The following is a 12,469-nucleotide window of genomic DNA, read 5'->3' on the forward strand; positions in this document are numbered from 1 at the left end:
ATTTCTTTCTATTGACCACGTAATGGAATCATTTTCATCCATTTACTCATGTATTGCTGTCCCTGTCCCAATATAGCACCATAATGAATTGTATTTGTCATTACATTCTTCACGTAGTTACGTGTTTCATCAAATGGAATACTTTCTATGTACTGATCTGCTGGGAGAGGCTGATCGGTAGGTTGCCAACGTAATGCACGATTCGGCCCAGCATTATACCCTGCTGTTGCAAGCACTGCATTTCCGTTGAGTTGCCCTTGTATCATGGACAAATAGTATGTGCCATAACGAACATTGGTATTCATATCACTCAGTGCTGCAGGATTATAAGTTTCACCCATTTGTCTCGCAACCAATTTGGCAGTATTTGGCATAATCTGCATCAAACCACCGGCGCCCACATTTGAACGTGCATTTGTTACAAATCGACTTTCTTGGCGCATAAGACCATATGCCCATGCAGGATCTAAGCCAACGTTTCCACTGTGTAATACAACGGCGCTCTGATGAGGCGTTAAATATCTTAAGGTGTAGTTATGCTTGTTGGTTGTTCTTTCTGCTGCATAAATTGCACGATCATACCAAGCAATATTTGAGGCTCTTTGTGCTGCCGCAAGTAGTAAGCCATCGTCTTTTCTCAAATAAGCTTGCCTTACTGCCCAATTCCACTCGCGATTTGCGTAAATTGCAGGCGCACCAATATTACGTAAAGCAAAAGCACGGCTAAAATTCACATCTTGGTTCACGCGCTGTAAATCATCCGCTAAGGGTTGAGCATTATCTACACGATTATATTTTTGTCCAATTCTTTCTTGAGCCAATAAATTATAATAATCGTCTCCACCTTCAGCCAGACTATCGTAAATTGTAGTAGCCTGTTTTTTATAGCTCGAATCGGCCTGTTGCTCATCTGCTCTTGCCAACCAATACTGCCAGCGACTTTCTTGTTGTTGGGTCACACCCATTACAGAAATAGCCCGAATTAAACTATCCCATGCTCCAAAACGAATGGCCTGACGTGCATAAATTTCTGCTTCTTCTTGGCTAAATGGAATACCATAACTTGCATCAAAATAGTTTAAAACAATACGATTGAAATTATTTTTTAAAACTGTTGTACCGCCTATATACGCTACAGTTCGATATAAATATTTCTGGACAGCAGGAGGAACCCCCTCCGCCGCACGGTTAGCAGCCGTTAAACCTGCTGTTAAATCACTTTCTGCAAGTCGACCAAGTGCAAAAATTAAATATGCATAATCTGTATCATTTGCTTTGGGTGCAGACCATAAGTACCCCAAAGGATTGGTCTGAATTTGTGTTAATTGTGCGATAGAAATATTTAGACCTAAAGACTGAGCAGTTGAAGCAGCTAACCCAATTTGTCCAGCTCTAAGCTGAGTCCATAATCGTTGTTGCTTATCTTCTGTTGTCATCAATGGGCTTGATGACATCATACGATTAAGTCCCATACATGCATCAGGCATATTACTGTTTGTACTTAGCCATAAATCTTTATACTCAGCAAACACCAAAGAATCACCCGACTTTGCACGTACTTGGGCAATCGCGCAATCTTCTGCTGTATCTGCATTAGTAACATATGGTAAAACAGGTTGAGCATCTAAATAATTAGCTTGCTTTACCTTTTCCTCAACATAATCGGCAGCTAACTTCTCTGCCATTGCAGAATTTGGATATTTTTGTGCAAACTGAACAATACTTGATGATGGTTGCATCGCTAAATTAGTATTTAACTTAAAATACTCTGGATAGTATCCTAATACATCATTTTGCATGGCAAGTGTATATTGGTCTAGCTGAGCCACGTTGCCAGCATTCGCTGCAGAAAGTGCATCATTAAACTGTTCATTTGATGCATACGCCATAGACGTTGTACAACCTAAGGACAAATGAAATAAAGCGATACCAAGATAGCATTTATTTTTTTTCTGACTCACACACCCACCCATAAATTGCACATAAAAAACACACCACTCAATGCTAAACTTTTTAATCTTAGTTTAATGTGAACACTTCTCTTATTCTTGTTATGTTGTGTAATTATTTACCATTTTTCATACGATCCAACAATCACAGGCATTGACTACTTGTTTGCTTAGAAAAATGGTAAAATAACGCTCCACTTTTTTACTGTTGTGTGAAGCCAAATTTAGCTTTCATGCTTAACCTTTTGTATCAGGAGCCTACATGACGGTTCAAACTTTCATTCCTTCGCGTGACGAAGCTGCCTCAGAAAACACTGTTCACCAGCCTTTACACACTCCAGAGATGTCTTCGATTAAGAAACTGTATATCGAAACTCAAGGGTGTCAGATGAATGAGTATGACAGTCATCGTATGGCAGACCTCTTAGGTGATTCACACGGATATGTACTTACACAGAATCCGAAAGAAGCAGACATCTTACTCATGAATACATGCTCTATTCGTGAAAAGGCCCAAGAAAAAGTATTTAGTGAACTTGGCAGATGGCGCAAGTTGAAACAACAAAATCCAGATTTAATTATTGGTGTCGGTGGCTGTGTTGCATCGCAAGAAGGCGACAATATTCAAAAACGTGCGCCGTATGTAGACATGGTATTTGGGCCTCAAACCTTACACCGTTTGCCACAATTACTTGACCAACATGAAGGCCAAGTACAAAAACCCAAAAAAGAAAAAATTAAACTGGTAGATATCTCATTTCCAGATATTGAGAAATTTGACTTTTTACCTGAGCCACGCGTAGAGGGACACAAAGCCTTCGTTTCAATCATGGAGGGTTGTTCGAAATATTGTTCTTTCTGTGTCGTACCATATACACGTGGTGAAGAAGTATCTCGCCCACTCGATGATGTACTTGAAGAAATCTCTAGTCTTGCAGAAAGAGGAGTGCGTGAAGTTTCATTACTAGGTCAAAACGTCAATGGTTACCGTGGTGAAACATTCGATGGAAATGTATGTACATTTGCAGAACTACTTCGTTTAGTGGCTGAAATTCCAGGAATTGGTCGTATCCGTTACACCACTTCTCACCCGCTTGAGTTTTCGGAAGCACTCATAGAATGTTACAGAGATCTACCACAGATGGTTTCTCATTTACATCTACCTGTGCAAAGTGGTTCAAATGATGTATTGCAAGCCATGAAACGTAATCACACCATTGATGTATACATCAAAAAAATGGAAAAATTACGTCAAATTCGTCCTGATATGCATCTTTCAAGTGATTTTATTATTGGCTTTCCTGGTGAAACTGATGAGAATTTTGCAGAAACATTACAGTTTATTAAAGATTTAGACTTTGATCATTCATATAGTTTTATCTATTCAAAACGCCCAGGAACACCTGCCGCTGAACTTGAAGATACCATTCCTGAAAGTGTGAAGAAAGAACGTCTTAGCCAAGTGCAGCAAGTCATTAAGCGCTCAAGTATCGACAAAACGGATGCCATGAAAAATACAGTTCAACGTGTTTTAATCGAGAAAGTTTCAGATAAAGATCCAAATATGCTGATTGGAACGGCGGACAATACTCGCTTAGTTACTTTAGCTGGAGATACTTCTTGGATTGGGAAATTTGCAGAGGTAAAGATTACTGAAATTAAAACATTAAATTTAGTTTACGGTGAACTCTTGAATCTTGAACCTGACGTAGCGTAATGTAGAGGAATAATCAAACAACCAAAAAAAAGGAACTCTCTTGACTGCATCTATTCGACGTACAGTAGCTTTTCCTGGTATTTCAATGGAGCATACTAAAAATATGCTTGGCGCTTATAATGGACATTTAAAACAAATTGAACAGCGCTTAGATGTAAAAATTAATCATCGAGGCGATGTTTTTTATATTGATGGTGAACTTGATGCAGTTGAAAGAACTGAATCACTTTTGAAAAAGTTGTATGAAGAAGCCACATCTGCACAAGTCAGTGCAGATGCGCTACATTTAATGATTCAAGGTAGTCAAACAGATCGGAGTGCAAACCAAGAACACACGGGTCTAGATGATGTTTGGCTACAAACCCGTAAAGGGCGTATTAATCCAAGAGGCTCGAACCAAAAACGTTATGTACAACGTATATTGCAAAGTGATATTTCTTTTGGTGTAGGGCCGGCTGGAACAGGGAAAACCTATCTTGCTGTTGCAGCCGCTGTAGATATGCTTGAACGCAATGAAATTCAAAGAATTTTATTGGTTCGTCCTGCTGTAGAAGCGGGTGAAAAGTTAGGATTTCTTCCAGGTGATTTAACCCAAAAGATCGATCCTTACTTACGCCCATTATACGATGCTTTATACGAAATGCTTGGCTTTGAAAAAGTTGCCAAACTTATTGAACGCCAAGTGATTGAAGTCGCACCTCTTGCGTATATGCGTGGACGAACACTCAATCATTCATTCGTTATATTAGATGAAGCGCAAAATACAACGCCTGAACAAATGAAAATGTTCCTCACACGTTTAGGGTTTGGTTCACGTGCCGTAATTACAGGTGATATCACGCAGGTAGACTTACCACGTGGCCAACAATCTGGCCTTGCACATGCGCTTCGTGTTCTTGAAAGTGTAACAGAAATTCATATTACTCACTTTCACTCACGCGATGTTGTCCGACATCAACTGGTACAAAAAATTGTTGAAGCCTATGATGGTTGGGATGATGCACAGCAACGTCTCAATGCACAAGAACGTGCTGAACGCAAAGCGAAACAAGAAGCGCTTATTGCTGAAAACGACTCTGCTGCAGATCAGCAACATCAATCTAGTTAAGGATTTGTTTTGAAAATTAGTATTTCACTACAACAAGATGTTTTAGCACCTGAATTGGTGCTAAAACGCGCTTATATCAAAAAAGTTATTGAAACGACACTACGTCATATTCAACTTGCACAAGATTGTGAAATTGGAATTGCATGTGTGGGTATTGATGAAAGCCATCAACTCAATTTTCAGTACCGCCAAAAAGATAAACCCACCAATGTCTTGTCATTTCCAAGTGATTTACCAGAAGATGTATTAAATGTCATTGACTGCCTCCCTCTAGGCGATCTGGTCATTTGTATTCCTGTTGTTTTACAAGAGGCCAATGAACAAGTTAAAACACCAATTGAGCATTTCACACACATGCTTGTACACGGTACATTACACCTAATTGGCTATGACCATGAAACAAGTACTGAAGATGCAGAAGAAATGGAAGCGCTTGAAGTAGAGATTCTTGCTAAGCTTGGTTTAACAAACCCTTATCTTAGTGAGTAATAACCTACTGAGCTTTAACCTCAGTTTCTCCTGTATGAAAACGCCATGTTCTTATAATTCTTAATTCTGAAAGCATATTCATCTTTGAATAGAACTTTCCAAATGGTGCGCCACGGCGTACCGATTTTTTTGCCGCCTCATCAAGTACTTTAAAACCAGAACTTTCTAATAAGTGAATTGCCTTTACCTGTCCATCAGGTTCTAAAACCACCATTAATCGAACATCGCCAGATAGCCCTCTTTGCTTTGCTGCTTGGGGATAGTCACGATTACCAAAAAGCTCTACTTTTTCTCTGAATTGTTCTAAATATTTTGCAGTAATATCTTGCTTCGCTTCAATAGAATCTACAGTCTTCGTATGTTTTAACTTTGCATATTCTTGTTGTTCTTGTAGATACTGTGCCTCTAAACTCTTAATCATGGTTTCTTTTTCAGCTTGACGACTTTCAAAATGATCTCTTGCTGTCATTTGCTCACGACTTTCAACTTGTTTTCTCCAACTTAAAGTTGTTACAAGCATCCGCTCTTGAGTTTCACTTACCGACTCTTGTTGTAAAAAGTTATCTTTGCTCACCTGAGCTTGTCCTGCACTTTGTGTATCTTCTATAGGTGGGACAATACTTGAAATCTTTTTTTTCTCTTTAAGTTTTCCACTTCCCTCTTGACTATTTTCGGCCAAGAAATCAGATTCTGTTAACTTTTGATGTGTGGGGTTCAAAACAACCGTAATATCCTGTGAAATATTATTATGATATTCTGGCATTCTAAATGAAATGAGCAACAATCCTATGTGTAGCAATATAGCAGCAACAGCGGAGAATGCTAAAACTTTATCTTTCCCTAAAGAAATATATCTAATGTATTGCCCCATATGCCGTTATTCTATATCTTTAAAAAGTGAAAAAGGTTAAAAGTACAAACTATAGCAAAGTATTGACACAATGCGAAAAAAATATGTATTTGTGCGACGTTACATCATTTTGATTAGAAAGTGTATATTTAATCTCTAGCGAAAAAAATTATTTTTTGATCTAATTTATTTATATTGTTACCCATATTTTGGAACATTTTACTATGCAAACGCTTATTACTCATATCTCTAACTATATACAAACAGTATATCAAAAGGCTGGAGGGTTTATTGAGGAGGAGCGAGAGTTTGCATTATCTCAAGTATTCCTAAATGCCACACTCAAACGCTTCGTAACAGATAATGTTGGCTTACTTAAAGACCTGCATGCCGACGTACATGATGATTGGCTACGCCTCTATGCAACGATTGATGTACAGGGTTTACATACCACCCTTTCTGTCGACTTAAAATTGCTTAAAATGGAGTTAAACAATACAGTCCAATTAATTGTCTTTGAACAAATTAGTAATACTCAAATTGTCAGTGCGAAATTTAAAAATAAACTACAAAAATGGGCCATTCATACGGCGCTTTTCTTTTACCAAAAAGTATTAAAAAAAGATCCTTTAGGGAAAATATTACAACACTTTAATGTGCTAGAGGTTAAAGATGGATTATTGCATTTAGACTTAAATAAGTGGCTAGGAAAAAACCGCTCAGTTATTGAGACACTGAGTAAAGTAAACATTAATCATGCAAAACTTAAAGAAACTGAACTTGTGGTCATGGGGAAAGTGAACTTAGAAGCAATTATGCGTATGAAAAACATGGCAAAAGAAGAACCAATGGACTAAACAGAACATACATATTCTGCACAAAACGGCCCTATCCACGTATTAATATATAAAATTGATTTTTAACGTCTGCTGAAAAAGGAATGAGATTATCATGCGCCTTCAAAAACTGATCAAAAGTACATTGTTTATTGGTAGTGCTCTACTCTCTATACACACTTTTGCACTTACACCATTTCAAGCAACGTATCAGTTTTCTTATAATGGGCACAACATCAGTACAGCAACAAGATCATTACAATCTTTAGAAAATAATCGCTGGGTTTATAAATTTTCAGCAAAGGCAGGTATTCTCGCCTCTGCAAATGAGACTAGTCAATTCACTTTCAATAACCAAAATGTGACCTCAAACAGTTTTACACGTGCTACAAAATATCTTGGCATGTCTGATGCATTAACGATTAACTTCAATCAGAGTGAAAAGAAAGTTTCTACAAATAAAGATGGTACATCACGTAGTTTCAAACTTGAAAATAATCCGCTAGATGAATTAAATGCAGAAATACAGATCAGAGAAGATCTAAAAAATAATCATTTAAAGCCTGTTTACTATATTACAGATGCTAAAGGAATTGATGCGAGGAAATTTGTTAACCTAGGCGAAGAAACCATAAAAACACAATATGGTACGTTTAAAACAATGAAGTTTAAGCTTGAGCATAACAAACCAGAGCGTAATACCTTATTTTGGCTTGCACCTGAACTTGACTATTTACCAGTAAAAGTTGCACACAATGATGGCTCCAATTCTTATGGAATCTCATTAATTAACTATAAATGGCAATAAAATAGCCACTTCTTTAAATTTTGACTTGCAATTTTTAGGATGCTTTTTAAAATACGCTTTTGCTTAAAAAGCATCCAATTTGTAGAGGTTCCGCCCGTGCAAGCACTAGAACAGAAAATCTTAACTGAAGGTATCGTTCTATCTGATAACGTTCTCAAAGTCGACGCTTTCTTAAATCACCAAATTGATCCTGTGCTCATGCAGCAAATTGGTAAAGAATTTGCGGCACGTTTTAAAGACCAAGGGATTACTAAAATCATTACCATCGAAGCATCAGGTATTGCTCCTGCCGTTATGGCTGGCTTAGAGCTTGGTGTGCCTGTCATCTTTGCACGTAAATACCAGTCGCTCACTCTTAAAGATGACCTCTATCGTTCGAAAGTTTATTCTTTTACCAAGCAAACAGAAAGTACCATCGCAATTTCAAATAAGCATATTCATAGTAGTGACCACGTGCTTATTATTGATGACTTCCTTGCCAATGGCCAAGCTGCTCTTGGATTAGCAGATCTTATTCATCAAGCCAATGCAAATATTGTAGGTATCGGGATCGTAATTGAAAAATCTTTCCAAACAGGAAGAGATCTCCTCATTGAAAAAGGATATCGCGTAGAATCACTTGCTCGTATCCAATCATTAAATGATGGCAAAGTGACTTTTATCCAAGCATAATTTTAAAAGACCGCAAAGCGGTCTTTTTTATGCTCGTTGCAATTTAAGCGTAACTTGTGCGAGTCGCTCACCTTGCGTAATACATAATTGTTTTTCATCTTCTGAAATAGGTTGATCATGGCGTGTGCCGCTGACATGTGTCGCGCCATATGGCGTTCCACCTGTTTTCGTATTTGACAATGCAGGCGTTGCATTGGTCAACCCAAGAATCATCATTCCATGATGAAGTAATGGTATATACATACTAAGCAATGTACTCTCTTGGCCTCCATGCATTGATCCTGAAGCTGTAAAGACGCATGCAGGTTTATTATGAAGTGCTCCACTTAACCATAGACTGGTCGTTTGATCCCAAAAATACTTCATTTCACTGGCCATATTTCCAAATCGGGTTGGAGAGCCCAAGGCAAGCCCTGCGCATTCCTCTAGATCTTCTAAAGTACAATAGATATCTCCTTCATCTGGAACACTCGGCGCTGCGACATTCACTACAGTAGATATATTGGGTACAGTACGAATTTTTGTAGCCATCCCTGTACGCTCGATACCATCTGCGATCAAATGAGCCATGTGTTTTGTTGTGCCATACTTACTGTAATAAAGCACCAAAATATAAGGTTGCATTGTCTTTTCATTCATTTTTTAAAAAATAAACTATACGGTATTTTTTACTATTTTTGTTGAAGACTATAAACTAGGGAACAATTCGTATTAAAAAAACCTAGGCAAAGATCTATGTTACTGCAATATTTAAAAAAACTACCCTTTTATGATAAGACATGGTTTCAATTCCTGCTTTTTGTCATCATGCGCTTCGAATCAGACCGCTGTAGAGATAAATCTGCATCTCTAACCTATACAACGCTATTTGCAGTTGTACCCATGCTGACGGTATTTTTAGTAATTATTTCATCTATTAAGGCATTAGAACCTGCACGCCAACAGCTTCAAGAACTCATTTATAGTAACTTTCTGCCTAAGAGTTCCATTGCTTTTGACCAAACACTTAACTCTTTTACCGAAAAATCGAGTAACTTAACAGCGATAGGGATTCTCTTTTTATTTGTCACTTCTGTCATGATGCTCAATAGCATTGAAGATGTATTTAACCGCATTTGGAGAATTAAGGACAAGCGCAGTGGTATTATTGGTTTTATGCGCTATTGGACGATTATTTCATTAGGGCCAATTCTTTTGGGAAGTGCCTTTGCACTCTCTTCTGCTGTTGCATCGTTGAATGTCCTTCACAATAATTTTACTGGCTATGAAATAGACAGCACTTACTTTTTAGGTTTACTGTCTTATGCTTTGACCGTCCTCGGATTTTTCTTCATTTATTGGACAATTCCTAATAGAGAAGTTCCTTTACGTTCTGCAATTGCGGGTGCACTTTTCAGTGGAACAATTTTCCAATTACTAAAATCATTTTTCGGCTATATTATGTCGAACTTTACCAGCTATGAGTTGGTCTACGGTGCCTTTGCTGCTGTTCCTATTTTCCTACTTTGGATCTTTCTTTCTTGGAATATTGTACTACTTGGTGTTGAAGTCAGTTTTGCATTAACGTCGTTTAGCACAGGGAAAGCCCAAAAACGCCACCCTATGGTAATGATGCTAGACATATTAGAATTATTCTATAAAAAGCAACTCACTGGTGAAACAGTTACCGAAAAAGAAGGACTTAAAATATTAGGTCATGGAGAGGTCGGTCGCTGGCCTACATATATTGAAATTTTAGAAAAACAACAAATCATTCGCAGAACAGACACTGATGAATATGTATTAGCAAGGAATCTCGATCATATTGATTTTTGGGATTTTTATACTGAGCTTCCTTTCGATTTACCTCTAAAAAAAGATATTGGCAATATTCATCCTGATGATGAATGGATGAAACGTCTAAGCCCTATTCTGATTGATACGGATGAATATCTATCAGCAAAACTATCTATTCCACTTGCATCACTGTTTGAGAGAAAATAAAAAAAAGACCGCTAAAGCGGTCTTTTTTAAAACCCTATTTGACATGTGTATGCCATATAAAGTCTTGATGCTTTCCTTCGAGTACCATTTTCAATTGATCACCCGAATTTAAAGCTGCAACGCCCTCAGGAGTTCCTGTCATCACAACATCACCTTCCTCAAGTGTAAATGCTTGACTCATGTCGCATAACATTTCTGCAATAGGAAAAAGAAGTAAACCAGTCTGCCCTTGTTGACGTATGTGATCATTCACATATAAACGATAAGAAATCTGGTCCCATTCAGGAACTTCTTGGATATCAACCCAGTTACCCAATGCACAAGATCCATCAAAAGCCTTGGCACGTTCCCATGGTTGGCCTTTTCCTTTCAAATCTGCTTGTAAATCTCTCAACGTCAAGTCTAAACCCAATGTGACTGCACCAATCGCTTCTAAAGCGATTTGAGGATCGGTTTCTTTCGAAAGTTTTTTATCTATCCTCAAAGTCAGTTCACACTCATGATGACAACTTCCTAAGCTCGTATTCCAATCAATACCTTCATCCAAAGTAATAAGACTACTTGGCGGTTTAATGAAAAGTACAGGTACCGTTGGCACTGCATTACCCAGTTCTTTTGCATGTGCAGCATAACTTCTTCCTACACACACAATTTTTGATGGTCTTTGCATTTTCTTTCCCTATTTATTATTTTGTTACTGTCAAAGATAAGAAAAATAAATCAACGATGTAATTTATTAAACGTATTCTCAAACAGTACACGATCACTTGTATCTAATACACGTTTTGGAACGATGTAAACTACTCGCGTTTTTAATTCAATGACGTATGTCAATTTACCTTCAGCAAAATGCTTTACTTCTTGATAGCTAAACTCTCTATCACGTCCATGAGAGCTCATTACTGCATAGTCTTGATAAAGTGCAAGCTTTTGTTCACTCTTACCAAGTTGATAGCGTACAAATTGGCGTTTAAAAATCATAGGTAATAACCAATATCTCACAGCCAACTGTATACATAAAAAGAGTGCGCCCAAGCCGACGTAATAGCGACCTGCTCCATTAAAGCCAACATAGAATCCAAAAACAATAAGACCTATACTAATTAATGGTGTAATAAATTGAGTAAATTGTTTTCTGCCCAGTGTAATTAGCTTGAAGCCATCATGTGACTCTTCTAAATTTAATATATATTGAACAGATAAAGCAGGTTTTTGCACAGTCATAACAAGTCATTTCGTTTAAATACAACTTGTTTTATTAGACCATAAAGAGAAGAACTTTAGAACGAAGATCTGATTTTACAGACACAAAAAAAACCGCTCTTTATTTAGCGGTTTCTTTTTAAGTTGGTGCGCTCAGAGAGATTCGAACTCCCGACCCCTTAGTTCGTAGCCAAGTGCTCTATCCAGCTGAGCTATGAGCGCATCGTCTTAATGGAGACGCATTATACGCACTTTACAGCAATTGATAAGTCTTTTTTTAAATTTTAGTGTTGAATGTGCTTTTATTAATCAAATTTGCTTTATTTTTAGATACTTAGCTTAATTTGTCAATTTTAGGCACAAAAAAACCGCATTTAAGCGGTATTTTTCAAATTGGTGCGCTCAGAGAGATTCGAACTCCCGACCCCTTAGTTCGTAGCCAAGTGCTCTATCCAGCTGAGCTATGAGCGCATTAATTTGTTTGCCTGAGGCATGTTCATTTCTTTACTTGGTGCGCTCAGAGAGATTCGAACTCCCGACCCCTTAGTTCGTAGCCAAGTGCTCTATCCAGCTGAGCTATGAGCGCGTTAAGTAAAGTGGCGGTGAGAGAGGGATTCGAACCCTCGATACAGTTACCCGTATGCATCCTTAGCAGGGATGTGGTTTCAGCCACTCACCCATCTCACCGGAACGACACGAATAATACAAAGGAAATGACAGTTACGCAAGTGAAGTCTTCAATTTTTTATAAAAATAATGAACAGTTAATTACTTTTTAAGCAATTTTAGCTTTTTTGTTGTATTTATAAACAACTACTTGTGTTTTTAAAAAGATATTTTAACAATAGGAAAGA

At 37.7% G+C, this 12,469-nt stretch carries 12 protein-coding genes and 4 tRNA genes; 7 read left to right on the top strand and 9 right to left on the bottom strand.

Annotated features, from left to right (window positions below; all coding sequences use genetic code 11):
• Window positions 1-8: 8 nt before the first annotated feature.
• Window positions 9-1,928, bottom strand: a complete 1,920-nt coding sequence (locus OZX61_RS09955; RefSeq protein WP_277095656.1) for a lytic transglycosylase domain-containing protein — start codon at window positions 1,926-1,928, stop codon at window positions 9-11.
• Between the two features lie 283 nt (window positions 1,929-2,211).
• Here OZX61_RS09955 and miaB point away from each other — a divergent pair, with 283 nt between their 5' ends.
• The 3 genes from miaB to ybeY are packed head-to-tail and all read left to right on the top strand — an operon-like array spanning window position 2,212 to window position 5,263.
• On the top strand, window positions 2,212-3,666 hold the full coding sequence (gene miaB, locus OZX61_RS09960) for a tRNA (N6-isopentenyl adenosine(37)-C2)-methylthiotransferase MiaB (RefSeq protein ID WP_277094696.1): 1,455 nt from the start codon (window positions 2,212-2,214) through the stop codon (window positions 3,664-3,666).
• Between the two features lie 40 nt (window positions 3,667-3,706).
• On the top strand, window positions 3,707-4,774 hold the full coding sequence (locus tag OZX61_RS09965; protein WP_277094697.1) for a PhoH family protein: 1,068 nt from the start codon (window positions 3,707-3,709) through the stop codon (window positions 4,772-4,774).
• Window positions 4,775-4,783: 9 nt separating this feature from the next.
• Window positions 4,784-5,263: an rRNA maturation RNase YbeY gene (ybeY, locus tag OZX61_RS09970; RefSeq protein ID WP_277094698.1), complete on the top strand. Its 480-nt coding sequence runs from the start codon at window positions 4,784-4,786 to the stop codon at window positions 5,261-5,263.
• Between the two features lie 4 nt (window positions 5,264-5,267).
• Here ybeY and OZX61_RS09975 read toward each other — a convergent pair whose 3' ends face one another.
• Window positions 5,268-6,134 carry an energy transducer TonB gene (locus OZX61_RS09975; protein ID WP_277094699.1) on the bottom strand — a complete coding sequence of 289 codons (867 nt, stop codon included), beginning with the start codon at window positions 6,132-6,134 and terminating at the stop codon, window positions 5,268-5,270.
• Window positions 6,135-6,337: 203 nt separating this feature from the next.
• Here OZX61_RS09975 and OZX61_RS09980 point away from each other — a divergent pair, with 203 nt between their 5' ends.
• From OZX61_RS09980 to OZX61_RS09990, 3 genes are all read left to right on the top strand, one after another.
• Window positions 6,338-6,970, top strand: coding sequence for a hypothetical protein (locus tag OZX61_RS09980; RefSeq protein WP_277094700.1), 633 nt, complete (start codon window positions 6,338-6,340; stop codon window positions 6,968-6,970).
• Between the two features lie 94 nt (window positions 6,971-7,064).
• The gene (locus tag OZX61_RS09985) at window positions 7,065-7,757 is read left to right on the top strand and encodes a DUF3108 domain-containing protein (protein WP_195771011.1); all 693 of its coding nucleotides are present in this window, start codon (window positions 7,065-7,067) and stop codon (window positions 7,755-7,757) included.
• 96 nt (window positions 7,758-7,853) lie between these two features.
• Entirely contained in the window at window positions 7,854-8,429 is a 576-nt protein-coding gene (locus OZX61_RS09990; protein ID WP_195771010.1) for a xanthine phosphoribosyltransferase, read from the top strand.
• A 27-nt stretch (window positions 8,430-8,456) separates the two neighbouring features.
• On the opposite strand, the gene wrbA is transcribed toward OZX61_RS09990, so the two are convergent.
• Window positions 8,457-9,053, bottom strand: coding sequence for an NAD(P)H:quinone oxidoreductase (gene wrbA / locus OZX61_RS09995; RefSeq protein ID WP_277094701.1), 597 nt, complete (start codon window positions 9,051-9,053; stop codon window positions 8,457-8,459).
• Between the two features lie 111 nt (window positions 9,054-9,164).
• On the opposite strand from wrbA, the gene OZX61_RS10000 reads away from it, so the two are divergent.
• A complete protein-coding gene (locus OZX61_RS10000; RefSeq protein ID WP_277094702.1) occupies window positions 9,165-10,412 on the top strand; it encodes a YihY family inner membrane protein in 1,248 nt (415 codons plus the stop codon).
• 34 nt (window positions 10,413-10,446) lie between these two features.
• Here OZX61_RS10000 and OZX61_RS10005 read toward each other — a convergent pair whose 3' ends face one another.
• From OZX61_RS10005 to OZX61_RS10030, 6 genes are all read right to left on the bottom strand, one after another.
• Entirely contained in the window at window positions 10,447-11,082 is a 636-nt protein-coding gene (locus tag OZX61_RS10005) for a fumarylacetoacetate hydrolase family protein (RefSeq protein WP_277094703.1), read from the bottom strand.
• A 50-nt stretch (window positions 11,083-11,132) separates the two neighbouring features.
• The gene (locus OZX61_RS10010; RefSeq protein WP_277094704.1) at window positions 11,133-11,636 is read right to left on the bottom strand and encodes a hypothetical protein; all 504 of its coding nucleotides are present in this window, start codon (window positions 11,634-11,636) and stop codon (window positions 11,133-11,135) included.
• Window positions 11,637-11,760: 124 nt separating this feature from the next.
• Window positions 11,761-11,837, bottom strand: a tRNA-Arg gene (locus OZX61_RS10015).
• A 172-nt stretch (window positions 11,838-12,009) separates the two neighbouring features.
• Window positions 12,010-12,086 (bottom strand) — tRNA-Arg (locus tag OZX61_RS10020).
• Between the two features lie 38 nt (window positions 12,087-12,124).
• Window positions 12,125-12,201 (bottom strand) — tRNA-Arg (locus tag OZX61_RS10025).
• Between the two features lie 11 nt (window positions 12,202-12,212).
• A tRNA-Ser gene (locus OZX61_RS10030) sits at window positions 12,213-12,302 on the bottom strand.
• Window positions 12,303-12,469: the final 167 nt, after the last annotated feature.

It is taken from the genome of Acinetobacter sp. ESL0695, from assembly GCF_029392135.1.
Classification (GTDB): Bacteria; Pseudomonadota; Gammaproteobacteria; order Pseudomonadales; family Moraxellaceae; genus Acinetobacter; species Acinetobacter pollinis.

Coding starts and splice junctions, on each gene's coding strand:
- miaB (WP_277094696.1), top strand. CDS start 2,212: ATGACGGTTCAAACTTTCATTCCTTCGCGTGACGAAGCTGCCTCAGAA.
- OZX61_RS09975 (WP_277094699.1), bottom strand. CDS start 6,134: ATGGGGCAATACATTAGATATATTTCTTTAGGGAAAGATAAAGTTTTA.
- OZX61_RS09980 (WP_277094700.1), top strand. CDS start 6,338: ATGCAAACGCTTATTACTCATATCTCTAACTATATACAAACAGTATAT.
- OZX61_RS09985 (WP_195771011.1), top strand. CDS start 7,065: ATGCGCCTTCAAAAACTGATCAAAAGTACATTGTTTATTGGTAGTGCT.
- wrbA (WP_277094701.1), bottom strand. CDS start 9,053: ATGCAACCTTATATTTTGGTGCTTTATTACAGTAAGTATGGCACAACA.
- OZX61_RS10000 (WP_277094702.1), top strand. CDS start 9,165: ATGTTACTGCAATATTTAAAAAAACTACCCTTTTATGATAAGACATGG.
- OZX61_RS10005 (WP_277094703.1), bottom strand. CDS start 11,082: ATGCAAAGACCATCAAAAATTGTGTGTGTAGGAAGAAGTTATGCTGCA.
- OZX61_RS10010 (WP_277094704.1), bottom strand. CDS start 11,636: ATGACTGTGCAAAAACCTGCTTTATCTGTTCAATATATATTAAATTTA.